Consider the following 24,632-nt stretch of genomic DNA (forward strand, 5'->3'; position numbering starts at 1 on the left):
AGCAAGCGCGCTACCGAAGACTGCATGGTGAGCAGGCGGCCTGGCGGCTGTACGCGCCGATTCTGCACCAATCATCTTGGCTTTCCTTGATGACCTGTTCTCCGAACAGGAGGTGTCTTACACCAAGGCGAGGGTTGCTCTGGAAGCAGAGCTACCCGCCTGGCAAGAAGCCTACGGCATACAGGACAACGCCAACGTCTACCTGCGTAACTGGATTCATGCCGGCTGGCTACGTGAGCATGATGACCGTTTAACCTGCACCGATGCCTTTGAGCAGGCGTTGCGTTTTGTCCACGGCTTGGAACAACGGGACAGCAGTGCCACTGCCTCACACCTGCGCATTGTCCAAGATGCAGTGCGAGATCTGTCGGTGGCACTGAGCCCAAATCCGGAAGAGCGCTTGCGCGTGCTCGAAAACCGAGTGGAGGAACTGAATGAAGAAATCCGGCTGCTAAAGGCCGGCGTAGTGCCAGAGCTGTCCAGCGCGGAACAGCGTGAGCGGATTCGAGGGATCTATCAGCTAGCCTCGGTGCTGACCGGCGACTTCCGGCATCTGGAAGATGAGATTCGCTTGCTGGATCAGACCCTGCGAGTGCAGATGATCGAGCCGGAAGGAGGCCGGGGTACAGTCCTCAGGCACTGCTCGACCGTGAGGATATATTGCTCCAAACCGATGCAGGGCAAGCCTTTGACGGCGCCTTCCGGCTGCTCTGCGATGAGCACCGTAGCGTCGAATTCCGCAAACAGATGCGGTCGATCCTAGAAAGACCTGCGGCTCATCAGCACCTAAACCACGAGGAGACGTACTTTCCGCCCATTTGGTGCGTGAGCTAAATGGCGAAAGCCAGCGAGTGATCGCCGTGCGCCGACGCACCCAGGAAAGCTTGCGCGCCTTCATCGAGAGTGGCGCCCAGCAAGAGCGTCGAGCGGTAGAGCGAGTGTTGCGTCAACTGGAAAAGCTGGCGGTGACGTTCAAGGATCAAGATGTTGGCCTGCGAACCCCACTGGCGGTGTGTTTACCGAGCGGCAGTTTCACGGTGCGCTCACCTTCGAGCATTCGCCTACGCTTGCCAGGAGAACGCTTGGATACCGGCCAGGTGGTCGCACACACCAACAACAGTAGCGCCAGCGACACCATGCTCGAAAGTCTGGAGACGGTGCAGATCCTGGAGGTCGCCATCGGCTTGCGCGTGCTGCTCGACGCCAACGGGCCAATGACTGTAGGCCAACTGCTCGGGCACAGGCCCATTCAAGGTGGCCTGGAGGAACTGGTCGCCCATGTGCGCATCGCTAAGGCAGTCGACGCCATCTCATTGGAGGGTCGCGAACAGGTTCTTGTGAGCGACCGTGATAGCCAACAAATTCTTGCCGGTATCCCCCAGTTGCTACCTAGCGCAGATCGATTTCCCGAGGATCTGGAGACGCTTGCCCTATGAGTGATAAAGACGACCAGATTGCAACGGCCCCGTCGCTATTCGACCAATTCCGCCCAGCCGAGACGCCAGCAGCAACTGAATGGGAGCAGCCCTCCGAAGAGTTGGATACCCGCCTGCCCGAGGACAACATCGCGTTGGCCGATGGAGACGAGGGCCTCGATACCACCGAGCTCTCGATCACCGGCAAGAGTGAAACCGGGAGCATGCCGGGTGATGCCCGTCGAGCAATGCGCTACTTGCTCAACACTGGTGTGGTGAGGGAAGAGAAGAAGCGCCTAACCTTCGAGAGCCTGTGCCGCCACGAGAAGCTGATCGGCGAGCATCTCGGCAACATGTACCTATACATGCTGCTCGACCAGAAAGCCGGCATATCTAAAAGCCTGATCTACAAAGAAAGACCCCGGCGCTAGGCCGGGGTAGTGACAGAAATTGTCATGACAATAACTCGTGAAATCATGCCAATTAACCTGTCCGTCGACAGAAAATCAGAAGTCCAGGTTGGACACCGCCAGGGCGTTGTTCTCGATGAACTCGCGGCGCGGTTCCACTTCATCGCCCATCAGGGTGTTGAAGATCTGGTCGGCGGCGATGGCATCCTCGATGGTCACCTTGAGCATGCGCCGGGCTTCCGGGTCCATGGTGGTTTCCCACAACTGCTCGGGGTTCATCTCACCCAACCCTTTGTAGCGCTGGATGCTGTGGCGCTTGGTGCTTTCCGCCAGCAGCCACTCGAGGGCTTCCTTGAAGCTGGACACCGGCCGCTTGCGCTCGCCGCGCTGCACGTAGGCGCCGTCTTCCAGCAGGTTGTTCAGGCGCTCGCCGAGCGTGGTGACGCTCTTGTAGTCGTTGCTGGCGAAGAAGTCGCGGTTGAAGGTGATGTAGCTGGAAACGCCATGGGCGATCTGCTCCACCTCCGGCAACCACAGGTGACGTTCGCGATCCTCGCGCAGGCTGAGCTGGTAGGCCAGGCCGGATTTCTCGGTGCCCTTCAGACGTTCGCTGAACTTGCTCAGCCAGCCTTGCATGATTTCCTGGCTAGACAGGTCGTCGAGGCTGACCTTGGGCAGGTAGACGAAGTGCTCGGTCATCTCCTGCGGGTACAGGCGCGACAGACGCTTGAGGGTCTTCATCACCGCGCGGTATTCGTTGACCAGCGTTTCCAGCGACTCGCCGGCGAGGCCGGGAGCCGACTCGTTGACGTGCAGGCTGGCATCTTCGAGGGCCGACTGGGTCATGTATTCCTCCATGGCCTCGTCGTCCTTGATGTACTGCTCCTGCTTGCCCTTCTTGACCTTGTACAGCGGCGGCTGGGCGATATACACGTAGCCGCGCTCGATCAGTTCCGGCAACTGGCGGAAGAAGAAGGTCAACAGCAGGGTGCGGATGTGCGAGCCGTCGACGTCGGCGTCGGTCATGATAATGATGTTGTGGTAGCGCAGCTTGTCGATGTTGTACTCCTCGCGCCCGATCCCGCAGCCCAGTGCGGTGATCAGGGTGCCGACCTCGGCGGAGGAGAGCATCTTGTCGAAGCGCGCCTTTTCCACGTTGAGGATCTTGCCTTTCAGCGGCAGGATCGCCTGGGTACGACGGTTGCGGCCCTGCTTGGCGGAACCGCCAGCGGAGTCACCCTCCACCAGGTAGAGTTCGGAAAGCGCCGGATCCTTTTCCTGGCAGTCGGCCAGTTTGCCGGGCAGCCCGGCGATATCCAGCGCCCCCTTGCGGCGGGTCATCTCGCGCGCCTTGCGGGCGGCCTCGCGAGCGCGGGCGGCGTCGATCATCTTGCCGACCACCGACTTGGCCTCGTTGGGGTTCTCCAGCAGGTAGTCGGCGAAGTACTTGCCCATCTCCTGTTCCACCGCGGTCTTCACTTCGGAGGAAACCAGCTTGTCCTTGGTCTGCGAGCTGAACTTCGGGTCCGGCACCTTCACCGAGATGATCGCGGTGAGGCCTTCACGGGCATCGTCGCCAGTGGTGGCGATCTTGAACTTCTTGGCCAGGCCTTCCTGCTCGATGTAGTTGTTCAGGTTGCGGGTGAGGGCGGAGCGGAAGCCCGCCAGGTGAGTACCGCCGTCACGCTGCGGGATGTTGTTGGTGAAGCAGAGGATGTTCTCGTTGAAGCTGTCGTTCCACTGCAGGGCGACTTCGACACCGACACCATCCTCTTCACGCTGCACGTTGAAGTGGAAGACCTGGTTCACCGAGGTCTTGTTGGTGTTCAGGTATTCGACGAAGGCGCGCAGACCGCCCTCGTACTTGAACTGCTCTTCCTTACCGGTGCGCTCGTCCCTGAGGACGATGCCAACCCCGGAGTTCAGGAACGACAACTCGCGCAGGCGCTTGGCCAGGATGTCCCAACTGAAGTGGATGTTGTGGAAGGTTTCTTCCGAGGGCTTGAAGTGAATCTCGGTACCGGTGCCCTCGGTATCGCCTACCGCGGCCAGCGGAGCCTGCGGAACGCCGTGGACGTAGACCTGTTCCCAGACCTTGCCACTGCGGCGGATGGTCAGCACCAACTCCTTGGAGAGCGCGTTGACCACCGAGACACCCACGCCGTGCAGGCCGCCGGACACCTTGTAGCTGTTGTCGTCAAACTTACCGCCGGCGTGCAGCACGGTCATGATCACTTCCGCGGCGGAAACCCCTTCCTCCTTGTGGATATCCACCGGAATGCCGCGACCGTTGTCACGCACGGTGATCGATTCGTCGGTATGGATGGTGATGCTGATCTCGCTGCAATAGCCGGCGAGCGCCTCATCGATAGAGTTATCCACCACCTCGAACACCATGTGATGCAGACCGGTACCGTCATCGGTGTCGCCGATGTACATACCGGGGCGCTTGCGTACGGCATCCAGTCCTTTCAGCACCTTGATGCTGGAAGAGTCGTACGTTCTGTTCTCGCTCATGCCTTCACTCCCATGGTGTGATTCGACCATGTTCCACGTGGAACATGGCGACCGGCGTATCCGCGCGCCAGCCGTCCCTCAACAATTCGTGATCCACGCAGGTGATGAACACCTGACAATTCAATTCTTCCAGCAAGCGGCACAACGCTCGCCGGTGCTGCTCATCCAACTCGGACGGCAAGTCGTCCACCAAATAGATGCATTGCCCGCGCTTGGCCTGGCCGACCAGGTGTCCCTGGGCAATCCGCAAGGCGCACACCACCAGCTTCTGCTGGCCGCGCGACAGGATATCCGCCGCATTGTTCGCCCCAAGCCGCAGGCGCAAATCGGCACGCTGCGGGCCAGCCTGGGTATGCCCCAATTGCTGGTCACGGCCCAGGGACGAGGAGAGCACTTCGCTAAGCTCACGATCCTTGTCCCAGCCGCGGTAGTAGCTGAGGGTCAACCCATCCAGCTCCACCAACTCGCGCAGGGTACTTTCGAATACGGGTTTCAGGGCCTGGATATAGGCCCGCCGATACGCATCGATTTCGTCGCTGGCCAGGCACAGCTCTCGGTCCCAGGCCGCTTGTGACGCGGTGTCCAGTGTACCATGGCGCAGCCACGAGTTCCGCTGCCGCAGGGCCTTCTGCAGGCGCTGCCAGGCCGACAGGAAACGAGGTTCCACGTGGAACACTCCCCAATCAAGGAACTGCCGGCGGATTTTCGGAGCACCTTCGAGCAGACGGAAGCTGTCCGGATTGATCAGTTGCAGCGGCAACACTTCGGCCAGTTGCGCAGCACTGCGTGCGTTCTGTCCGTCGATACGAATCAGGAACTCGCCCTGGCGATCGCGGGAAACCCCCAGGTTGCAACGTCCTCCTTCGGGTATCTCGACCTGACCGAACACCGTACAGGCGGCTTGCTCGTACTGGATCACCGGTTGCAGACGCAGGCTGCGGAAGGAGCGGGCCAGGCCCAGCAGGTGGATCGCTTCGAGCAGGCTGGTCTTTCCGCTGCCGTTGGCGCCGTGGAGGATGTTGATGCGGGGGGAGGGAGAGAGGGTCACCGCGTGCAGATTGCGCACCGCGGTGACCGTAACACGGCTGAGGGACATTTAGGTTGGCTGCGCCCTCAGGCTCACAGGCGCATGGGCATGACGACGTAGGCCGACTCGTCGTTGTCCGCTTCCTGCAACAGAGCACTGCTGTTGGCGTCGGACATGGTCAGGCGCACCTGGTCGGTCCCCATCACGCCCAGCACGTCGAGCAGATAGCTTACGTTGAAGCCGATCTCCAGCGAACCGCCGTTGTAGTCGACCACCACTTCCTCTTCGGCTTCTTCCTGCTCCGGGTTGTTGGCCTGGATCTTCAACAGGCCAGCCGACAATTGCAGGCGGATACCACGATATTTTTCGTTGGAGAGGATCGCGGTGCGGCTGAACGCTTCGCGCAGCGCCTGGCGATCGCCGACCACCAGCTTGTCGCCACCGCGCGGCAGCACGCGCTCGTAATCGGGGAACTTGCCGTCCACCAGCTTGGAGGTGAAGGTGAACTCACCAGTGGTGGCACGAATGTGATGCTGGCCGAGGACGACGCTGACGCTGCCGTCCTGCTCGGTGAGCAGGCGGGCCAGTTCGAGGATGCCCTTGCGCGGCACGATCACCTGGTGGCGCTCGGTCTGCTCGATGCCCGCTTCCACGGCGCACAACGCCAGGCGATGGCCATCGGTGGCCACGGCACGCAGGAGGCCGGTCTGCACTTCCAGGAGCATGCCGTTGAGGTAGTAGCGCACATCCTGCTGGGCCATGGCGAAGCTGGTGCGCTCGATCAGGCGACGCAGCTTGCTCTGCACCATGCTGAAGGTCAGCGAGCCCGGGCCTTCCTCGACGCTCGGGAAATCGTTGGCCGGCAGGGTCGACAGGGTGAAGCGGCTGCGTCCGGCCTTGACCACCAGTTTCTGGTCGTCGAGCTTGATGTCGATCAACGCGTCGTTGGGCAGGCTCTTGCAGATATCCATCAGCTTGCGCGCCGGTACGGTGATCTCGCCCGGTTCGGCCGGCTCTTCGAGCGTGACGCGGCCGACCAGCTCGACCTCCAGGTCAGTACCGGTCAGCGATAGCTGCTGCCCTTCGACCACCAGCAGGACGTTGGAAAGAACCGGCAAGGTCTGGCGGCGTTCGACGACGCCAGCGACCAGTTGCAGGGGTTTCAACAGAGCTTCGCGTTGAATGGTGAAATGCATGGTCTAGTCCCTTGCCTCATGGGCTGCGTTGGAATCAGGTGGTCAGGGTGCGCAGCAGGTTCTTGTAATCCTCGCGGATATCCGCGTCGGCTTCCCTAAGTTCAGCAATCTTACGGCATGCATGCAATACCGTGGTGTGATCGCGACCGCCGAAGGCATCGCCAATCTCCGGCAGGCTGTGGTTGGTCAGTTCCTTGGACAGCGCCATGGCAACCTGGCGCGGCCGGGCGATCGATCGCGAACGACGCTTGGAGAGCAGATCGGCGATCTTGATCTTGTAGTACTCGGCCACCGTGCGCTGGATGTTGTCGACGCTGACCAGTTTGTCTTGCAGGGCCAGCAGATCCTTGAGGGATTCACGGATCAGCTCGATGGTGATGTCGCGGCCCATGAAGTGCGAGTGGGCAATGACCCTTTTCAGGGCTCCTTCGAGTTCCCGCACGTTGGAACGGATGCGCTGGGCGATGAAGAAGGCGGCATCGTGGGGCAGGTCGATCTTCGCCTGCTCGGCCTTCTTCATCAGGATCGCCACCCGGGTCTCCAGCTCCGGCGGCTCCACCGCCACGGTCAGGCCCCAGCCGAAGCGCGACTTCAGGCGTTCCTCCAGGCCCTCGATCTCCTTTGGATAGCGGTCGCTGGTGAGGATCACCTGCTGGCCGCCTTCGAGCAGGGCGTTGAAGGTGTGGAAGAACTCCTCCTGGGAGCGCTCCTTCTTGGCGAAGAACTGGATGTCGTCGATCAACAGGGCGTCGACCGAGCGATAGAAACGCTTGAACTCGTTGATCGCGTTGAGTTGCAGCGCCTTGACCATGTCGGCGACGAAGCGCTCGGAATGCAGGTAGACCACCTTGGCATTCGGGTTCTTCTTCAGCAGGTGGTTACCCACCGCGTGCATCAGGTGGGTCTTGCCGAGGCCGACGCCGCCATAGAGGAACAGCGGGTTGTAGCCGTGCTTGGGATTGTCCGCCACCTGCCAGGCCGCCGCGCGGGCCAACTGGTTGGACTTGCCCTCGACGAAATTCTCGAAGGTGAAGGTTCGGTTCAGGTAGCTGGTGTGCTTGAGTGCGCCTTCCACCTGTACCGAGCGCTCGGTACGCAATGCGGGACTGGCCGGAGCGCTGGCCACCGCCATGGGGTCGGGGTTGGCACGCGCCGCATCCACCGGCAGGCCATCCACGACCTGGCGAACCGGCGCCGGGGTGGCCACGGGCATCGCCGGCGCAACGACCGGTGCCGGACTACGCATCGCCGCAGCACTGCGCTTGCTGCCTATTAATAAGGAAAGCGCGGGGGCGAGTCCCTGGCTGCGTTCGCTGAGCAATTCGAGCAGGCGGCCCAGGTATTTCTCGTTCACCCAGTCGAGCACGAAACGGTTCGGTGCGTAGACGCGCAGCTCATCGCTGGCCGCCTCGACCTGCAACGGACGAATCCAGGTATTGAACTGCTGGGCAGGGAGTTCATCGCGGAGAAGCTCGATGCACTGCTGCCAAAGTTCCACTGACACGCGATATCCCCCGGATCGTCCACGACGCAAAAAACAGCCGTCATTGTAGCCGCCATCACCCCACTTATCCACATGAAGATTCGGCATAGCACAAGGAAAATCAAAGCCTTAATCCAGATAAGGCTGACCTGGCAAGTCGTCATGAAAGGGTGTGGATAACCGGCCGTGAACCCATGGGACAGCCGACGGGATAAGCCCGTGGACAACCTTCGTGTGGATAAGGCGTCGATCCATCCCCAGCCTGTCCCCACCTCGCACACATCCAGGACACGGCTTGTCGACAGACTTCTACCACGACGAATGCCGCACGGGCATTGGCCTCGGAAGGGTTTTCCACAGATCGGGGCCTGCCTAATGCATTACAAGCTCTACAGAAAAGCTTTAATACATTTCTCTCTTTATTCTTATTTGCACGGAAAGGCTGGTTGGAAATTGACCTGACCTGCGGCTTTCTCTAGAATTGCCGGTCTCTTAAAACGGGGGCCATTCCGGCCCGCAGTCGATCACCCAGGTAACACGTCATGAAACGTACTTTCCAACCCAGCACCCTCAAGCGCGCTCGCACCCACGGTTTCCGTGCTCGCATGGCCACCAAGAACGGCCGTCAAGTCCTGTCGCGTCGTCGCGCCAAAGGCCGCAAGCGCCTGACTGTCTGATCATTCAGTCCCGGTGGTGAGTCAAGACTTCGGTCGAGAAAAGCGCCTGCTGACTCCTCGACAGTTCAAAGCGGTCTTCGACTCTCCCAGCGCCAAGGTTCCCGGCAAGAACGTCCTGCTTCTCGCCCGCCAGAACGACCTGGACCATCCCCGCCTGGGGTTGGTCATCGGCAAGAAGAGCGTCAAGCTCTCGGTCGAACGCAATCGCCTCAAACGCGTTATCCGCACTTCGTTCCGCCTCAACCAGGACAGCCTGGCCGGGTGGGACATCGTGGTGGTGGCGCGCAAGGGGATTGCCGATCAGGAAAACGCCGAGCTCGCCCAGCACTTCGGCAAGCTCTGGAAGCGTCTGGCGCGCAACAAGCAAACCGTGGAATCCCCGCCCCCGGTCGGCAAAAGCGACGGTCACCATGCGTAAACTGGCGCTCGTTCCGATCCAGTTCTACCGCTACGCCATCAGTCCGCTGATGGCCAGCCATTGTCGCTTCTATCCAAGCTGTTCCTGCTATGCCTACGAGGCCATCGACCAGCATGGCCTCCTGCGCGGCGGCTGGCTGACCCTTCGCCGGCTCGGCCGCTGCCACCCCTGGCACCCCGGGGGCTATGATCCGGTGCCTCCCGTTACCTCATCCCGACCCACTTCGATGGCCGAGTAATCATGGATATCAAACGCTCGATCCTGATCGTCGCCCTGGCAATCGTGTCCTACCTGATGGTCCTTCAATGGAACCAGGACTACGGACAAGCCGCCCTGCCGCCCACCAGCAACGCCGCTACCGCCAGCGCACCCGCCTTGCCGGAGGGATCGACCACGTCACAGAACGATGCCGACGTCCCGGTCCCGGCCACGCAGGGCGAGGCCGATGCCTCGCTGCCCAGCGTCTCGGCGGTTGCAGCCAATAGCCAGTTGATCCAGGTGAAAACCGACGTGCTCGACCTGGCCATCGATCCGCGCGGCGGTGATGTGGTCCAACTGACCCTGCCGCAATACCCGCGTCGCCAGGATCGCCCGGACGTACCCTTCCAGTTGTTCGACAACGGTGGCGAGCGCCTCTATCTGGCGCAGAGCGGCCTGACCGGCAACAACGGCCCTGACGCCCGTCCTTCCGGCCGCCCGCTCTATGCCAGCGCCCAGCGCGCGTACCAACTGGCGGACGGCCAGGATCAACTGGTGGTCGAACTGACCTTCAGCGACGCCGGGGTCAACTACGTCAAGCGCTTCACCTTCACTCGCGGCCAGTACGACTTCACCGTCGGCTACAAGATCGACAACCAGAGTGGCCAGCCATGGAGCGGCAACCTGTTCGCCCAGCTCAAGCGTGACAACAGCGGCGATCCGTCCTCGACCACCGCCACCGGCACCGCGACCTACCTGGGCGCCGCGCTGTGGACGCCGTCCGAGCCCTACAAGAAAGTGTCCATGAAGGACATGGACAAGCAGGGCCTGAAGGAAACCGTGGAAGGCGGCTGGGTCGCCTGGCTGCAGCACTACTTCGTCACCGCCTGGATTCCCGCCAAGGACAGCAACAACGTCCTGCAGACCCGCAAGGACGGCCAGGGCAACTACATCATCGGCTTCACCGGCCCGACCCTCAGCGTCGCCGCCGGCAGCCAGGCCGAAACCAGCGCCACCCTGTACGCCGGCCCGAAGATCCAGAAGCACCTGAAGGAACTGTCCCCGGGCCTGGAACTGACCGTCGACTACGGCATCCTCTGGTTCATCGCCCAGCCGATCTTCTGGTTGCTGGAACATATCCACAGCCTGCTCGGCAACTGGGGCTGGTCGATCATCGTCCTGACCATCATCATCAAGCTGGCCTTCTTCCCGCTGTCGGCCGCCAGCTACAAGTCGATGGCGCGCATGCGCGCGGTGTCGCCGAAGCTGCAATCGCTGAAGGAGCAGTACGGCGACGACCGCCAGAAGATGTCCCAGGCGATGATGGAGCTGTACAAGAAGGAGAAGATCAACCCGCTGGGCGGCTGCCTGCCGATCCTGGTCCAGATGCCGGTGTTCCTCGCCCTCTACTGGGTGCTGCTGGAAAGCGTCGAGATGCGCCAGGCGCCCTGGCTGCTGTGGATAACCGACCTGTCGATCAAGGACCCGTACTTCCTGCTGCCGATCATCATGGGCGCCACCATGTTCATCCAGCAGCAGCTCAACCCGACTCCGCCGGACCCGATGCAGGCCAAGGTGATGAAGCTGATGCCGATCATCTTCACCTTCTTCTTCCTGTGGTTCCCGGCCGGTCTTGTGCTGTACTGGGTGGTCAACAACATCCTGTCGATCGCCCAGCAGTGGTACATTACCCGCAAGATCGAGGCAGCCAGCAAGCCGGCCTGATACGGCCCGCCACACCGCTGACCTGAACGCAAACGCCCCCTCGAGGGGCGTTTTGCTATCCGCCTTTTCTCTTCGAGACGCCGCCATGAACACAGTCCGCGAAACCATTGCCGCCGTCGCCACCGCACAGGGCCGTGGCGGCGTTGGCATCGTGCGGGTCTCCGGGCCACGCGCACGGGCCATCGCCATCACCCTGAGCGGCATCGAGCCCAGGCCGCGACATGCCCACTACGGCCCCTGGCACGACGACTCCGGCGAGGTGATCGACGAAGGCCTGCTGTTGTACTTCCCGGGCCCGAACTCGTTCACCGGCGAGGATGTGCTCGAGTTGCAGGGCCACGGTGGCCCGGTGGTACTCGACATGCTGCTGCGCCGCTGCCTGGAGCTGGGCGCGCGGCAGGCCCGTCCTGGCGAATTCAGCGAGCGCGCCTTCCTCAACGACAAGCTCGACCTGGCCCAGGCCGAAGCCATCGCCGACCTGATCGAGGCCAGTTCCGAGCAGGCCGCGCGCAACGCCCTACGCTCACTGCAAGGGGAGTTCTCGCGGCGCGTGCACGAACTGACCGAACAGTTGATCGCCCTGCGCATCTACGTCGAGGCGACCATCGACTTTCCCGAGGAGGAAATCGACTTCCTCGCCGATGGCCACGTGCTCAGCCTGCTCGAAGCGCTGCGCGGCAACTTATCCACAGTGCTGCACGAGGCCGGCCAGGGCGCCCTGCTGCGCGACGGCATGAACGTGGTGATCGCCGGCCGGCCAAATGCCGGCAAGTCCAGCCTGCTCAACGCCCTGGCCGGGCGTGAAGCGGCGATCGTCACCGACATCGCCGGCACCACCCGCGACGTGCTGCGCGAACATATCCACATCGACGGTATGCCGCTGCACGTGGTGGACACCGCCGGCCTGCGCGACACCCACGACAAGGTGGAACGGATCGGCGTCGAGCGCGCGCTGAAGGCGATCGGCGAAGCCGACCGCGTCCTCCTGGTGGTCGACGCCACCGCTGCGGAAGCCGCCGATCCCTTCGCCCTGTGGCCGGAATTCCTCGACCAGCGCCCCGATCCGGCGCGAGTCACCCTGATCCGCAACAAGGCCGACCTGTCCGGCGAACCGGTGGCCCTGCACACCAGCGCCGACGGGCATGTCACCATCAGCCTGTCCGCCATGTCCACGGCCGGACTCGACCTGCTGCGCGATCACCTGAAGGCCTGCATGGGCTACGAGCAGACCGCCGAAAGCGGCTTCAGCGCCCGCCGCCGCCACCTCGAAGCACTGCGCCAGGCCCAGGCCTACCTCGACCATGGCCACGCCCAGCTTACCCAGGCCGGCGCTGGCGAGCTGCTTGCCGAAGACCTCCGCCAGGCCCAGCAGGCGCTCGGCGAGATTACCGGTGCCTTCAGCTCCGACGACCTGCTGGGACGGATCTTCTCCAGCTTCTGCATCGGCAAGTGACATCCCCGCAGGGCGTGCCACGCACCCGAAGAAGCCTCGTCCGCGCCATTTTTTCCTTACTGGGTCCCCGCGTTCGCGGGGATGACGGCTGAGCGGGGCCTTGCTTCCCCTCCCTGAACCCTGTGGAAAACCACGCCTGAACCCTCTCCATAACCCTGGGTAAAAGCCAGGGGATAATCCGCCTGTGCATAAGTACCCGTTCCATCCACAGGGATTCTCCAGCTTGCCCAGTGGAAGCGGGCAGGAACGCCACAGCCTTATACATTCACGTAGACCTTTCCCTGCCTGGCCTACAGATGGTTATCCACAGAAAAGGCCTTCTCTATTCATAAACATAAAAACCAAGCTTTATAAAATTTCTCTCTTTCTATTCTTTTTTGACCTGCCCCTTTACCGGTTGGCTATTTTTTGTCCAGAAGGCTTCATTCGAGGGGGGGAAATCCCTATACTTGCCGCCCTTCCCCATTTCCATTTCCGAACAGGCACGAGGTGCGTGTGGATTACCCTTCCCGTTTTGACGTGATCGTGATCGGCGGAGGCCATGCCGGCACCGAGGCCGCGCTCGCCGCAGCACGCATGGGTGTAAAAACCCTGCTGCTGACCCATAACGTGGAAACCCTCGGCCAGATGAGCTGCAACCCGGCCATCGGCGGCATCGGCAAGAGCCACCTGGTCAAGGAAATCGACGCGCTGGGCGGCGCCATGGCGCACGCCACCGACAAGGGCGGCATCCAGTTCCGCGTGCTGAACAGCCGCAAGGGCCCGGCCGTGCGTGCCACTCGTGCCCAGGCCGACCGCGTGCTGTACAAGGCTGCGATCCGCCAGATCCTGGAAAACCAGCCGAACCTGTGGATATTCCAGCAGGCCTGCGACGACCTGATCGTCGAGAACGGCGAAGTCCGTGGCGCGGTAACCCAGATGGGCCTGCGTTTCTTCGCGTCTTCCGTGGTGCTGACCACCGGTACCTTCCTCGGCGGACTTATCCACATCGGCCTGCAGAACTATTCCGGCGGCCGCGCCGGCGACCCGCCGTCGATCGCCCTGGCCCAGCGCCTGCGCGAGCAGCCGCTGCGCGTCGGCCGGCTGAAGACCGGGACGCCGCCGCGCATCGACGGCCGCAGCGTGGACTTCTCGGTGATGACCGAGCAGCCTGGCGACACGCCGATCCCGGTGATGTCCTTCCTCGGTTCGCGCGACGAGCATCCGCGACAGGTCAGTTGCTGGATCACCCACACCAACGCGCGCACCCACGAGATCATCGCCAGCAACCTCGACCGTTCGCCGATGTACTCCGGGGTGATCGAAGGCATCGGCCCGCGCTATTGCCCGTCGATCGAGGACAAGATCCATCGCTTCGCCGACAAGGACAGCCACCAGGTGTTCATCGAGCCGGAAGGCCTGACCACCCACGAGCTGTACCCGAACGGCATCTCCACCTCGCTGCCGTTCGACGTGCAGTTGCAGATCGTCCGCTCGATCCGCGGCATGGAGAACGCCCATATCGTCCGTCCGGGCTACGCCATCGAGTACGACTACTTCGATCCGCGCGACCTCAAGACCAGCCTGGAGACCAAGGTGATCGACGGGCTGTTCTTCGCCGGGCAGATCAACGGTACCACCGGCTACGAGGAGGCCGGCGCCCAGGGCCTGCTGGCCGGCGCCAATGCCGCGCTGCGTGCCCAGGGGAAGGACGCCTGGTGCCCGCGTCGCGACGAGGCCTACATCGGCGTGCTGGTCGACGACCTGATTACCCTCGGCACCCAGGAGCCGTACCGCATGTTCACCTCGCGCGCCGAGTACCGGCTGATCCTGCGCGAGGACAACGCCGACCTGCGCCTGACCGAGAAGGGCCGTGAGCTGGGCCTGGTCGACGACGCCCGCTGGGCCGCCTTCTGCGCCAAGCGCGAAGGCATCGAGCGCGAGGAACAGCGCCTGAAGAGTACCTGGGTGCGCCCGAACACGCCGGAAGGCGAGGCCATCGCCGCGCGTTTCGGCACGCCGCTGAACCACGAGTACAACCTGCTCAACCTGCTCAGCCGGCCGGAGATCGACTATGCCGCTCTCGCCGAGGTTACCGGCGGCGGCGCCGAAGACCCGCAGGTCGCCGAGCAGGTTGAGATCAAGACCAAGTACGCCGGCTACATCGATCGCCAGCAGGACGAGATCGCCCGCCTGCGCGCCAGCGAGGACACCAGGCTGCCGGCGGATCTCGACTACGCGGCGATCTCCGGATTGTCCAAGGAGATCCAGCACAAGCTCGGCCAGCACCGTCCGGAAACCCTCGGGCAGGCGTCGCGTATCCCCGGGGTCACCCCGGCGGCGGTCTCCCTGTTGCTGATCCACCTGAAGAAACGCGGCGCCGGCCGCCAACTGGAGCAGAGCGCCTGATGTCCGTGGTCACCGAGCGCCATGCCGAGGAGCTCGCGCAAGGCGCGCGGGCCCTGGGCGTAGAACTGACGGCGCAGCAGCAGGAACAGTTGCTCGCCTACCTGGGGCTGTTGATCAAGTGGAACCAGGCCTACAACCTCACCGCGGTGCGCAATCCCGACGAAATGGTCTCGCGCCACCTGCTCGACAGCCTGAGCGTGGTCCCCTACGTCGCCGAGGGCGGCGAGACCTGGCTGGACGTCGGCAGCGGCGGCGGCATGCCGGGCGTGCCGCTGGCCATCCTGTTCCCCGAACGGCGCTTCACCCTGCTGGACTCCAACGGCAAGAAGACCCGTTTCCTCACCCAGGTCCGGCTGGAACTGAAACTTGCCAACCTCGAGGTGGTCCATAACCGGGTCGAGGCGTTTAAGCCGGCCACGCCGTTCGCCGGGATCGTCTCGCGGGCGTTCAGCGAATTGAAGAACTTCACCGACTGGACCCGCCACCTGGGCGACGCCGACACCCGCTGGTTGGCGATGAAGGGCGTGCAGCCGGACGACGAACTGCAGGCGCTGTCGGAGGATTTCCGACTGGATGTCTGTCACGTGCTCAAGGTTCCCGGTTGCCAAGGCCAGCGCCATCTGCTGATACTGCGCCGCACCCACTGACTGGAATAGAACGCCGACCATGGCCAAAGTGCTCGCTATCGCCAACCAGAAGGGCGGCGTGGCCAAGACCACCACCTGCATCAACCTCGCTGCCTCGCTGGTCGCCACGCGTCGCCGCGTGTTGTTGATCGACCTCGATCCGCAGGGCAACGCCACCACCGGCAGCGGTGTCGACAAGCTGGCCCTCGAGCATTCCATCTACGACGTGCTGATCGGCTCCTGCAGCCTGGTCGAGGCCATGCAGTTCTCCGAGCACGGCGGCTACCAGTTGCTGCCGGCCAACCGCGACCTGACCGCCGCCGAGGTCGCCCTGCTCGACCTGCCGGCCAAGGAAAAGCGTCTGCGCGAAGCCCTGGCGCCGGTGCGCGAGAACTACGACTACATCCTCATCGACTGCCCGCCGTCGCTGTCGATGCTCACCGTCAACGCCCTGGTCGCCGCAGACGGGGTGATCATCCCCATGCAGTGCGAGTACTACGCGCTCGAAGGGCTCACCGACCTGATCAACTCGATCCAGCGCATCGGCCAGTTGCTCAACCCGTCGCTGAAGATCGAGGGCCTGCTGCGTACCATGTACGACCCGCGCATCAGCCTGACCAACGACGTCTCCGAACAGCTCAAGGCGCATTTCGGCGACAAGCTCTACGACACCGTCATCCCACGCAACGTCCGCCTTGCCGAGGCTCCCAGCTTCGGCATGCCGGCGTTGGTCTACGACAAGCAATCCCGGGGCGCGCTGGCCTACCTGGCGCTGGCCGGTGAACTGTCGCGCCGCCAGCGGCAGGCCGCGCGCAGCACGACGGCGACCGCCACCAAAGCATAAGGAATCCCCATGGCCAGCAAGAAACGTGGTCTCGGACGCGGACTGGACGCCCTGCTCGGAGGCAACAGCGTCACTGCCCTGCAGGAAGAGGCTGCCCGCGCCGACAGCCGCGAATTGCAGCACCTGCCGCTGGAACTGATCCAGCGCGGCAAGTACCAGCCGCGTCGCGACATGGACCCGGCCGCCCTCGAGGAACTGGCACAGTCGATCAGGGCCCAGGGCGTGATGCAGCCGATCGTGGTGCGCTCGATCGGCGACAACCGCTTCGAGATCATCGCCGGCGAGCGGCGCTGGCGGGCCAGCCAGCAGGCCGGCCTGGACAAGATCCCCGCGCTGGTCCGCAACGTGCCGGACGAAGCGGCGATCGCCATGGCGCTGATCGAGAACATCCAGCGCGAGGACCTCAACCCGATCGAGGAAGCCATCGCCCTGCAACGCCTGCAACAGGAGTTCCAGCTCACCCAGCAGCAGGTCGCCGAGGCGGTCGGCAAGTCGCGGGTAACCATCACCAACCTGCTGCGCCTGATCGCCCTGCCCGAGGAAGTGAAGACCCTGCTGTCCCATGGCGACCTGGAGATGGGACACGCCCGTGCCCTGCTCGGCCTGCCCCTGGAACGCCAGGTTGAAGGGGCGCGACACGTTGTCGCACGAGGCCTCACCGTGCGCCAGACCGAGGCCCTGGTTCGCCAGTGGCTGAGCAGCAAGGAAAAACCTGCCGCACCCGTCAAGAGTGACCCCGACATCAGCCGCCTGGAACAGCGCCTGGCCGAGAAGCTAGGCGCTCCGGTGCAGATCAAGCATGGTCAGAAGGGCAAAGGCCAACTGGTCATCCGCTACAGCTCGCTGGACGAATTGCAGGGCGTATTGGCCCATATCCGCTGAAACAATTGCACATCTTTGCCGTTGTAGCGGGCGGTCGGAATTCACTACCGGCCAGTTGAATAGGGGGGGAACCCCCCCTATACTCTGCGCGCATTTTGTCGGCACAAACTATGCCAAGTCATTGATTTAACGGCAGCCGACAGTCCAGGAGTCCGAACGATGGAACCCCGCATGCCGAACCGCCTGCCTTTCCATCGCCTACCGGTCTTCCCGGTGCTCCTCACCCAGTTGATCGTGGTATCGGGTGCGGCCGCCTTGTTGTGGTTGTGGCTGGGGACGGTGGCTGGTTATTCGGGGCTGCTCGGTGGCTTGATCGCCTGGCTTCCGAATGTGTATTTCGCCCACAAGGCATTCCGCTTCGGCGGGGCCAGGGCCGCTCGCGAGATCGTCCGTTCTTTCTATGCGGGCGAAGCGGGCAAGCTGATTTTCACGGCAGTGCTGTTCGCGCTGACGTTTGCGGGTGTGAAACCCCTGGTGGTGCCAGCGTTGTTCGGCACCTTCCTGTTGGCCCTGGCGGTCAACTGGTTCGCTCCGCTGTTGATAAGAAGATTTTCAAGACCTTAGAGCGTTCGAGGCAAATAATGGCAGCAGAAACCGCTTCGGGTTACATCCAGCACCACCTGCAGAACATGACCTATGGCCTGCACCCGGTGAACGGCTGGAGTTTCGCCCATACCGCACAAGAAGCCAAAGAAATGGGCTTCTGGGCCTTCCACGTGGACACCCTGGGTTGGTCCGTGGTGCTCGGCCTGATCTTCATCTTCCTGTTCCGCGCGGCGGCCAAGAAGGCCACCTCCGGGCAGCCGGGCGGCCTGCAGAACTTCGTCGAAGTCATGGTGGAGTTCGTCGACAACAGCGTGAAGGAAACCTTCCACGGCCGTAATCCGCTGATCGCTCCCCTGGCCCTGACCATTTTCGTCTGGGTCTTCCTGATGAACCTGATGGACTTGGTCCCGGTGGACTGGCTGCCGATGCTGGCCGCCAAGATCGCCGGCGACGAGCACCTGTTCTTCCGCGTGGTGCCCACCACCGACCCGAACGCCACCCTCGGCCTGTCCCTGTCGGTGTTCGCCCTGATCATCTTCTACAGCATCAAGGTCAAGGGTATCGGCGGTTTCCTCGGCGAGCTGACCCTGCACCCGTTCAGCAGCAAGAACGTCGTGGTCCAGGCCCTGCTGGTGCCGATCAACTTCCTGCTCGAGTTCGTGACCCTGGTGGCCAAGCCGGTCTCCCTGGCACTGCGTCTGTTCGGCAACCTGTATGCCGGCGAGCTGATCTTCATCCTTATCGCCGTGGTGTTCAGCGCAGGCTGGCTGCTCGGTCTGTTCGGTATCGTGCTGCAATGGGCGTGGGCGGTGTTCCACATCCTGATCATCGTCCTGCAGGCATTCATCTTCATGATGCTGACCATCGTCTACCTGTCGATGGCACATGAGGACAATCACTAAGAGCGCATAGAAGTCCCCGCCGGCCTTCGCCTTCCGCGAGGGAGACGAGGGGACGCCGTGCTCGGAGTGGGATGCCCGCGAGGGCAAGCTGTAATAACGATTTCGCTTCAACCTTAAACAATACGACTGTACGTCGGGAGGAAAAATGGAAACTGTAGTTGGTCTGACCGCTATCGCCGTTGCACTGCTGATCGGCCTGGGTGCCCTGGGTACCGCCATTGGTTTCGGTCTGCTGGGTGGCAAATTCCTGGAAGGCGCCGCGCGTCAGCCGGAAATGGTCCCGATGCTGCAGGTCAAGATGTTCATCGTCGCCGGTCTGCTCGACGCCGTGACCATGATCGGCGTGGGTATTGCCCTGTTCTTCACCTTCGCAAACCCCTTCGTTGGTCAAATCGCCGGCTGATCACTCGTTCCCACGAGTGCATCGGTTTGACGGACAACGAACGAGCGAGGTGTTGGCGTGAACATTAATGCAACCCTGATTGGCCAGTCCGTTGCTTTCCTAGTCTTCGTGCTGTTCTGCATGAAGTTCGTGTGGCCTCCGGTCATCACGGCTTTGCGCGAGCGCCAGAAGAAGATTGCGGACGGCCTGGACGCTGCCAACCGTGCGGCTCGTGATCTGGAGCTGGCCCACGAGAAAGTGGCCCAGCAACTGCGCGAGGCCAAGGGGCAGGCGGCTGAAATCATCGAGCAGGCCAAGAAGCGCGCGACCCAGATCGTCGATGAAGCCCGTGACCAGGCCCGTGCCGAAGCCGACCGCGTGAAGGCTCAGGCTCAGGCCGAGATCGAGCAGGAACTGAACGGTGTGAAAGACGCCCTGCGCGCCCAACTGGGCAACCTGGCCGTCAGCGGCGCCGAGAAGATCCTGGGCGCCACTGTCGATCAAAACGCGCATGCGGAGCTGGTTAACAAACTGGCAGCCGAAATTTAAGCGAGGGCGATCATGGCAGAACTGACCACGCTGGCCCGACCTTACGCCAAGGCTGCTTTCGAGTACGCCCAGGCCCACCAGCAACTGGCCTCCTGGTCAGCCATGCTCGGCCTGGCTGCTGCGGTATCGCAAGACGAGACCATGCAGCGCGTACTCGCGGCCCCGCGTCTGACGAGTGCAGAGAAGGCCACCGCTTTCAACGAAGTGTGTGGTGACAAGTTCGACGCCCAGGCACAGAACTTCATTTCCGTGCTTTCGGAGAACAACCGCCTCGAGCTGTTGCCGGAAATCGCCGCCCTGTTCGAGCAGTACAAAGCCGAACAGGAAAAGTCGGTCGAGGTGGAAGTGACCAGTGCCTTCGCATTGAGCGCAGAACAGCAAGACAAACTCGCCAAGGTTCTCAGCGCACGGCTCAGCCGAGAAGTGCGGCTGCACGTCGTGGAGGATGCCAGCCTGATCGGCGGCGTCGTCATCCACGCCGGCGACCTGGTTATCGATGGCTCGGTTCGCGGCAAGCTCGCGAAACTGGCCGAAGCGTTGAAATCCTGAGTTTGAAGGGGCAGCAGAGCAATGCAGCAACTCAATCCATCCGAAATTAGTGAAATCATCAAGGGGCGTATCGAGAAACTCGACGTCTCTTCCCAAGCCCGCAACGAAGGCACCATCGTCAGCGTCTCCGACGGTATCGTGCGCATCTACGGTCTGGCCGACGTCATGTACGGCGAAATGATCGAGTTCCCGGGCGGTATCTACGGCATGGCGCTGAACCTGGAGCAGGACTCCGTCGGCGCCGTGGTGCTGGGCAGCTACCTCGGCCTGGCCGAAGGTCAGAGCGCCAAGTGCACCGGCCGCATCCTCGAAGTGCCGGTTGGTCCGGAGCTGCTCGGCCGCGTGGTCGACGCCCTCGGCAACCCGATCGATGGCAAGGGCCCGATCAACGCCGCCGCTACCGACGCCGTCGAGAAAGTGGCTCCGGGCGTGATCTGGCGTAAGTCGGTCGACCAGCCGGTGCAGACCGGCTACAAGTCCGTCGACTCGATGATCCCGATCGGCCGTGGCCAGCGCGAGCTGATCATCGGCGACCGTCAGATCGGCAAGACCGCCCTGGCCGTCGACGCCATCATCAACCAGAAGAACAGTGGCATCCGCTGCGTCTACGTGGCCATCGGTCAGAAGCAATCGACCATCGCCAACGTGGTGCGCAAGCTGGAAGAGCACGGCGCCCTGGCCAACACCATCGTGGTGGCCGCGTCCGCTTCCGAGTCCGCCGCCCTGCAATACCTGGCGCCGTACGCCGGCTGCACCATGGGCGAGTACTTCCGTGACCGTGGCGAAGATGCCCTGATCATCTACGACGACCTGTCCAAGCAGGCCGTGGCCTATCGTCAGATCTCCCTGCTGCTGCGCCGTCCGCCGGGCCGCGAGGCTTACCCGGGCGACGTGTTCTATCTCCACAGCCGCCTGCTGGAGCGCGCTTCCCGCGTTTCCGAGGAGTACGTCGAGAAGTTCACCAACGGCGAAGTGAAAGGCAAGACCGGTTCGCTGACCGCCCTGCCGATCATCGAGACCCAGGCCGGCGACGTGTCCGCGTTCGTACCGACCAACGTGATCTCGATCACCGACGGCCAGATCTTCCTGGAATCCGCCATGTTCAACTCGGGCATCCGTCCGGCGGTCAACGCCGGTATCTCGGTATCCCGTGTCGGTGGCGCGGCCCAGACCAAGATCATCAAGAAGCTGTCCGGCGGCATCCGTACCGCGCTGGCCCAGTACCGTGAACTGGCGGCCTTCGCCCAGTTCGCTTCGGACCTCGACGAGGCTACCCGCAAGCAGCTGGACCACGGTCAACGCGTTACCGAGCTGATGAAGCAGAAGCAGTACGCACCGATGTCCATCGCGGACATGGCCGTGTCGCTGTATGCGGTCGAGCGTGGTTTCCTGACCGACATCGAGGTGAGCAAGGTAGGCGCTTTCGAAGCTGCTCTGCTGGCCTACTTCAACCGTGATCACGCCGATCTGCTGGCGAAGATCAACGAGAAGGGTGACTTCAACGACGATATCGATGCCGCCATCAAGGCCGGTATCGAGAAGTTCAAGGCCACCCAAACCTGGTAAGCCGCAGCGGGGGCCTGCGAGGGCCCCCGCTTGCTAACCCGATAGGTGTCAAATGGCAGGCGCAAAAGAGATTCGCGGCAAGATCGCGAGCATCAAAAGTACGCAGAAGATCACCAATGCCATGGAAAAGGTGGCGGTGAGCAAGATGCGCAAGGCCCAACTGCGCATGGCGGCCGGCCGTCCCTACGCTGAGCGTATCCGTCAGGTGATCGGTCATCTGGCCAACGCCAACCCGGAATACCGCCATCCGTTCATGCAGGAACGCGAGATCAAGCGCGTCGGCTACATCGTAGTGAGCTCGGACCGTGGCCTGTGCGGCGGCTTGAACACCAACCTGTTCAAGGTGCTGGTCAAGGACATGACGGAGCAGCGCGAGCTGGGCGCGGAAATCGATATCTGCGTGATCGGCAGCAAGGGTGCATCCTTCTTCCGCAACTTCGGCGGCAACGTCGTCGCGGCGATCAGCCACCTGGGCGAGGAACCGTCGATCAATGACCTGATCGGCAGCGTCAAGGTCATGCTCGATGCCTACCTGGAAGGCCGCATCGATCGTCTGTCCGTGGTCTCGAACAAGTTCGTCAACACCATGGTGCAGAAGCCGACCGTGGAACAACTGATTCCGCTGGTGGCGACTCCGGAAGAGGAGCTCAAGCACCACTGGGACTACATCTACGAACCCGACGCCAAGCAGCTCCTCGACGGGCTGATGGTGCGTTACGTGGAGTCGCAGGTGTACCAGGCTGTGGTCGAGAACAACGCGGCCGAGCAGGCTGCGCGGATGGTCGCGATGAAGAACGCCACCGAGAACGCCGGCAACCTGATCAGCGAACTTCAGCTGATCTACAACAAGGCGCGCCAGGCAGCGATCACCCAGGAAATTTCGGAAATCGTCGGCGGCGCTGCCGCGGTTTAAGAACGGTTCAAATATTCAGAGGAACCAAAAATGAGTAGCGGACGTATCGTTCAAATCATCGGCGCCGTTATCGACGTGGAATTCCCGCGCGACCAGGTGCCGAACGTGTACGACGCCCTGAAGGTACAAGGCGTCGAGACCACCCTGGAAGTCCAGCAGCAACTGGGCGACGGCGTGGTCCGTTCCATTGCGATGGGTTCGACCGAAGGCCTCAAGCGTGGCCTAGACGTGACCAGCACCGGCAAGGCCATCTCCGTTCCGGTCGGCAAGGCGACCCTGGGCCGGATCATGGACGTGCTGGGCAACCCGATCGACGAAGCCGGCCCCATCGGCGAGGAAGAGCGCTGGGAAATCCACCGCGCCGCTCCTTCGTATGCCGAGCAAGCTGGCGGCAACGAGCTGCTGGAAACCGGCATCAAGGTGATCGACCTGGTGTGCCCGTTCGCCAAGGGCGGCAAGGTCGGCCTGTTCGGCGGCGCCGGCGTGGGCAAGACCGTGAACATGATGGAGCTGATCCGTAACATCGCCATCGAGCACAGCGGTTACTCCGTGTTCGCCGGCGTGGGCGAGCGTACCCGTGAGGGCAACGACTTCTACCACGAGATGAAGGACTCCAACGTTCTCGACAAGGTAGCCCTGGTCTACGGCCAGATGAACGAGCCGCCGGGCAACCGTCTGCGCGTGGCACTGACCGGCCTGACCATGGCCGAGAAGTTCCGTGACGAAGGCCGTGACGTTCTGCTGTTCATCGACAACATCTACCGTTACACCCTCGCCGGTACCGAAGTGTCCGCACTGCTCGGCCGTATGCCGTCCGCAGTGGGTTACCAGCCGACCCTGGCCGAAGAGATGGGCGTTCTGCAGGAGCGCATCACCTCCACCAAGAAAGGCTCGATCACCTCGATCCAGGCCGTGTACGTTCCCGCGGACGACCTGACCGACCCGAGCCCGGCGACCACCTTCGCCCACTTGGACGCCACCGTCGTACTGTCCCGCGACATCGCCTCGCTGGGTATCTACCCGGCCGTGGATCCGCTGGACTCGACCTCCCGCCAGCTCGACCCGCTGGTGATCGGCCAGGACCACTACGACACCGCTCGTGGTGTGCAGTATGTACTGCAGCGCTATAAAGAGCTGAAGGACATCATTGCGATCCTGGGTATGGACGAACTGTCCGAGGACGACAAGCTGCTGGTGTCTCGCGCACGTAAGATCCAGCGCTTCCTGTCCCAGCCGTTCTTCGTGGCGGAAGTCTTCACCGGTTCCCCGGGCAAGTACGTGTCGCTGAAGGACACCATCGCAGGCTTCAAGGGCATTCTCAACGGCGAGTACGACCACCTGCCCGAGCAGGCGTTCTACATGGTCGGCAGCATCGACGAAGCGATCGAGAAAGCCAAGAAACTGTAATCCACCGGGCGCCCGGCAACGGGCGCCGACGTGAGGCAAGCGTATGGCTATTACTGTCCATTGCGATATCGTCAGCGCGGAAGGCGAGATCTTCTCCGGCCTGGTCGAGATGGTGATCGCGCACGGCCACCTGGGCGATCTGGGTATCGCGCCGGGCCACGCGCCGCTGATCACCAACCTCAAGCCGGGCCCGATCCGGCTGGTCAAGCAGGGTGGCGACAGCGAGGTGTTCTACATCTCCGGTGGTTTCCTGGAAGTGCAGCCGAACATGGTCAAGGTCCTGGCCGACACCGTGGTGCGTGCTGGTGACCTGGACGAGGCCGCCGCTCAGGAGGCCCTCAAGGCCGCCGAGAAGGCCCTGCACGGCAAGGGGGCGGAGTTCGACTACAGCGCCGCCGCCGCACGCCTGGCCGAAGCGGCTGCGCAACTGCGCACCGTCCAGCAGGTCCGCAAGAAGTTCGGCGGCTGACGTCACCGGCTTCAACGCGAATGGGAGAAAGGGTAGCCTTGGCTACCCTTTTTCTTTTCCGCCGTTTTCGCGTGGCCGGCCCTGGCCATG

Annotated in this window: 24 protein-coding genes and 1 pseudogene; 21 read left to right on the top strand and 4 right to left on the bottom strand. The window is 62.6% G+C overall.

Translation table 11 applies throughout. The annotated features are described in order from the left end of the window. Positions 1-112 precede the first annotated feature (112 nt). The 3 genes and pseudogenes from PSEWESI4_RS25270 (at position 113) to PSEWESI4_RS06825 (ending at position 1,846) form a co-directional block, all read left to right on the top strand. Positions 113-834 (top strand): annotated as a pseudogene (locus PSEWESI4_RS25270) (DUF3375 family protein). Beyond that, the gene (locus PSEWESI4_RS25275; RefSeq protein ID WP_268960747.1) at positions 822-1,436 is read left to right on the top strand and encodes a DUF3375 family protein; all 615 of its coding nucleotides are present in this window, start codon (positions 822-824) and stop codon (positions 1,434-1,436) included. Before PSEWESI4_RS25270 ends, PSEWESI4_RS25275 begins: the two are co-directional and overlap by 13 nt. Continuing rightward, positions 1,433-1,846, top strand: coding sequence for a DUF4194 domain-containing protein (locus PSEWESI4_RS06825; protein WP_187670439.1), 414 nt, complete (start codon positions 1,433-1,435; stop codon positions 1,844-1,846). The genes PSEWESI4_RS25275 and PSEWESI4_RS06825 overlap by 4 nt, the downstream gene beginning before the upstream one ends. 75 nt (positions 1,847-1,921) lie before the next feature. On the opposite strand, the gene gyrB is transcribed toward PSEWESI4_RS06825, so the two are convergent. From gyrB to dnaA, 4 genes are read right to left on the bottom strand one after another with little or no spacing between them, the layout of a single operon-like run. Further along, positions 1,922-4,342, bottom strand: a complete 2,421-nt coding sequence (gene gyrB, locus PSEWESI4_RS06830) for a DNA topoisomerase (ATP-hydrolyzing) subunit B (RefSeq protein WP_187670440.1) — start codon at positions 4,340-4,342, stop codon at positions 1,922-1,924. A 4-nt stretch (positions 4,343-4,346) separates the two neighbouring features. Continuing rightward, positions 4,347-5,438 (bottom strand): DNA replication/repair protein RecF, encoded by a 1,092-nt coding sequence (recF, locus tag PSEWESI4_RS06835; protein ID WP_187670441.1) that lies wholly within the window; start codon positions 5,436-5,438, stop codon positions 4,347-4,349. Between the two features lie 23 nt (positions 5,439-5,461). Beyond that, entirely contained in the window at positions 5,462-6,565 is a 1,104-nt protein-coding gene (dnaN, locus tag PSEWESI4_RS06840; RefSeq protein ID WP_187670442.1) for a DNA polymerase III subunit beta, read from the bottom strand. A gap of 34 nt (positions 6,566-6,599) precedes the next feature. After that, positions 6,600-8,069, bottom strand: coding sequence for a chromosomal replication initiator protein DnaA (gene dnaA / locus PSEWESI4_RS06845; RefSeq protein WP_187670443.1), 1,470 nt, complete (start codon positions 8,067-8,069; stop codon positions 6,600-6,602). Positions 8,070-8,590: 521 nt separating this feature from the next. On the opposite strand from dnaA, the gene rpmH reads away from it, so the two are divergent. From rpmH to PSEWESI4_RS06935, 18 genes are all read left to right on the top strand, one after another. Continuing rightward, entirely contained in the window at positions 8,591-8,725 is a 135-nt protein-coding gene (rpmH, locus tag PSEWESI4_RS06850) for a 50S ribosomal protein L34 (RefSeq protein ID WP_003458028.1), read from the top strand. A 16-nt stretch (positions 8,726-8,741) separates the two neighbouring features. After that, positions 8,742-9,143: a ribonuclease P protein component gene (rnpA, locus tag PSEWESI4_RS06855; RefSeq protein WP_187670444.1), complete on the top strand. Its 402-nt coding sequence runs from the start codon at positions 8,742-8,744 to the stop codon at positions 9,141-9,143. Then, a complete protein-coding gene (gene yidD / locus PSEWESI4_RS06860; RefSeq protein ID WP_187670445.1) occupies positions 9,136-9,381 on the top strand; it encodes a membrane protein insertion efficiency factor YidD in 246 nt (81 codons plus the stop codon). Before rnpA ends, yidD begins: the two co-directional genes overlap by 8 nt. A 2-nt stretch (positions 9,382-9,383) precedes the next feature. Next, the gene (gene yidC / locus PSEWESI4_RS06865) at positions 9,384-11,066 is read left to right on the top strand and encodes a membrane protein insertase YidC (RefSeq protein WP_187670446.1); all 1,683 of its coding nucleotides are present in this window, start codon (positions 9,384-9,386) and stop codon (positions 11,064-11,066) included. An 85-nt stretch (positions 11,067-11,151) separates the two neighbouring features. Further along, on the top strand, positions 11,152-12,519 hold the full coding sequence (gene mnmE, locus PSEWESI4_RS06870; RefSeq protein WP_187670447.1) for a tRNA uridine-5-carboxymethylaminomethyl(34) synthesis GTPase MnmE: 1,368 nt from the start codon (positions 11,152-11,154) through the stop codon (positions 12,517-12,519). Between the two features lie 495 nt (positions 12,520-13,014). Next, positions 13,015-14,907, top strand: coding sequence for a tRNA uridine-5-carboxymethylaminomethyl(34) synthesis enzyme MnmG (mnmG, locus tag PSEWESI4_RS06875; RefSeq protein WP_187670448.1), 1,893 nt, complete (start codon positions 13,015-13,017; stop codon positions 14,905-14,907). Next, positions 14,907-15,554 (top strand): 16S rRNA (guanine(527)-N(7))-methyltransferase RsmG, encoded by a 648-nt coding sequence (gene rsmG, locus PSEWESI4_RS06880; RefSeq protein WP_187670449.1) that lies wholly within the window; start codon positions 14,907-14,909, stop codon positions 15,552-15,554. The genes mnmG and rsmG overlap by 1 nt, the downstream gene beginning before the upstream one ends. 19 nt (positions 15,555-15,573) lie before the next feature. Continuing rightward, positions 15,574-16,377: a ParA family protein gene (locus PSEWESI4_RS06885; RefSeq protein ID WP_187670450.1), complete on the top strand. Its 804-nt coding sequence runs from the start codon at positions 15,574-15,576 to the stop codon at positions 16,375-16,377. A gap of 9 nt (positions 16,378-16,386) precedes the next feature. After that, positions 16,387-17,259, top strand: coding sequence for a ParB/RepB/Spo0J family partition protein (locus PSEWESI4_RS06890; RefSeq protein WP_187670451.1), 873 nt, complete (start codon positions 16,387-16,389; stop codon positions 17,257-17,259). 159 nt (positions 17,260-17,418) lie between these two features. Next, a complete protein-coding gene (locus PSEWESI4_RS06895; RefSeq protein ID WP_187670452.1) occupies positions 17,419-17,823 on the top strand; it encodes a F0F1 ATP synthase subunit I in 405 nt (134 codons plus the stop codon). Between the two features lie 17 nt (positions 17,824-17,840). Continuing rightward, complete coding sequence (gene atpB, locus PSEWESI4_RS06900; RefSeq protein ID WP_187670453.1) at positions 17,841-18,707, top strand: F0F1 ATP synthase subunit A; 867 nt, start codon at positions 17,841-17,843, stop codon at positions 18,705-18,707. 145 nt (positions 18,708-18,852) lie between these two features. Beyond that, positions 18,853-19,110 carry a F0F1 ATP synthase subunit C gene (atpE, locus tag PSEWESI4_RS06905; protein WP_003097235.1) on the top strand — a complete coding sequence of 86 codons (258 nt, stop codon included), beginning with the start codon at positions 18,853-18,855 and terminating at the stop codon, positions 19,108-19,110. A 57-nt stretch (positions 19,111-19,167) separates the two neighbouring features. Next, complete coding sequence (locus PSEWESI4_RS06910) at positions 19,168-19,638, top strand: F0F1 ATP synthase subunit B (protein WP_187670454.1); 471 nt, start codon at positions 19,168-19,170, stop codon at positions 19,636-19,638. A gap of 12 nt (positions 19,639-19,650) precedes the next feature. Further along, complete coding sequence (locus tag PSEWESI4_RS06915; protein WP_187670455.1) at positions 19,651-20,187, top strand: F0F1 ATP synthase subunit delta; 537 nt, start codon at positions 19,651-19,653, stop codon at positions 20,185-20,187. Between the two features lie 21 nt (positions 20,188-20,208). After that, positions 20,209-21,753: a F0F1 ATP synthase subunit alpha gene (atpA, locus tag PSEWESI4_RS06920; RefSeq protein WP_187670456.1), complete on the top strand. Its 1,545-nt coding sequence runs from the start codon at positions 20,209-20,211 to the stop codon at positions 21,751-21,753. A gap of 52 nt (positions 21,754-21,805) precedes the next feature. After that, entirely contained in the window at positions 21,806-22,666 is an 861-nt protein-coding gene (gene atpG / locus PSEWESI4_RS06925) for a F0F1 ATP synthase subunit gamma (protein WP_187670457.1), read from the top strand. A 30-nt stretch (positions 22,667-22,696) separates the two neighbouring features. Next, complete coding sequence (gene atpD / locus PSEWESI4_RS06930) at positions 22,697-24,073, top strand: F0F1 ATP synthase subunit beta (protein ID WP_187670458.1); 1,377 nt, start codon at positions 22,697-22,699, stop codon at positions 24,071-24,073. A gap of 43 nt (positions 24,074-24,116) precedes the next feature. Beyond that, positions 24,117-24,542, top strand: a complete 426-nt coding sequence (locus PSEWESI4_RS06935; RefSeq protein ID WP_187670459.1) for a F0F1 ATP synthase subunit epsilon — start codon at positions 24,117-24,119, stop codon at positions 24,540-24,542. The last annotated feature ends 90 nt before the right edge of the window (positions 24,543-24,632 follow it).

The organism is Zestomonas carbonaria, from assembly GCF_904061905.1.
Taxonomy (GTDB): domain Bacteria; phylum Pseudomonadota; class Gammaproteobacteria; order Pseudomonadales; family Pseudomonadaceae; genus Aquipseudomonas; species Aquipseudomonas carbonaria.

Coding starts and splice junctions, on each gene's coding strand:
- PSEWESI4_RS06825 (WP_187670439.1), top strand. CDS start 1,433: ATGAGTGATAAAGACGACCAGATTGCAACGGCCCCGTCGCTATTCGAC.
- gyrB (WP_187670440.1), bottom strand. CDS start 4,342: ATGAGCGAGAACAGAACGTACGACTCTTCCAGCATCAAGGTGCTGAAA.
- recF (WP_187670441.1), bottom strand. CDS start 5,438: ATGTCCCTCAGCCGTGTTACGGTCACCGCGGTGCGCAATCTGCACGCG.
- dnaN (WP_187670442.1), bottom strand. CDS start 6,565: ATGCATTTCACCATTCAACGCGAAGCTCTGTTGAAACCCCTGCAACTG.
- rpmH (WP_003458028.1), top strand. CDS start 8,591: ATGAAACGTACTTTCCAACCCAGCACCCTCAAGCGCGCTCGCACCCAC.
- yidD (WP_187670445.1), top strand. CDS start 9,136: ATGCGTAAACTGGCGCTCGTTCCGATCCAGTTCTACCGCTACGCCATC.
- yidC (WP_187670446.1), top strand. CDS start 9,384: ATGGATATCAAACGCTCGATCCTGATCGTCGCCCTGGCAATCGTGTCC.
- mnmE (WP_187670447.1), top strand. CDS start 11,152: ATGAACACAGTCCGCGAAACCATTGCCGCCGTCGCCACCGCACAGGGC.
- rsmG (WP_187670449.1), top strand. CDS start 14,907: ATGTCCGTGGTCACCGAGCGCCATGCCGAGGAGCTCGCGCAAGGCGCG.
- PSEWESI4_RS06885 (WP_187670450.1), top strand. CDS start 15,574: ATGGCCAAAGTGCTCGCTATCGCCAACCAGAAGGGCGGCGTGGCCAAG.
- PSEWESI4_RS06890 (WP_187670451.1), top strand. CDS start 16,387: ATGGCCAGCAAGAAACGTGGTCTCGGACGCGGACTGGACGCCCTGCTC.
- PSEWESI4_RS06895 (WP_187670452.1), top strand. CDS start 17,419: ATGGAACCCCGCATGCCGAACCGCCTGCCTTTCCATCGCCTACCGGTC.
- atpB (WP_187670453.1), top strand. CDS start 17,841: ATGGCAGCAGAAACCGCTTCGGGTTACATCCAGCACCACCTGCAGAAC.
- atpE (WP_003097235.1), top strand. CDS start 18,853: ATGGAAACTGTAGTTGGTCTGACCGCTATCGCCGTTGCACTGCTGATC.
- PSEWESI4_RS06915 (WP_187670455.1), top strand. CDS start 19,651: ATGGCAGAACTGACCACGCTGGCCCGACCTTACGCCAAGGCTGCTTTC.
- atpA (WP_187670456.1), top strand. CDS start 20,209: ATGCAGCAACTCAATCCATCCGAAATTAGTGAAATCATCAAGGGGCGT.
- atpG (WP_187670457.1), top strand. CDS start 21,806: ATGGCAGGCGCAAAAGAGATTCGCGGCAAGATCGCGAGCATCAAAAGT.
- atpD (WP_187670458.1), top strand. CDS start 22,697: ATGAGTAGCGGACGTATCGTTCAAATCATCGGCGCCGTTATCGACGTG.
- PSEWESI4_RS06935 (WP_187670459.1), top strand. CDS start 24,117: ATGGCTATTACTGTCCATTGCGATATCGTCAGCGCGGAAGGCGAGATC.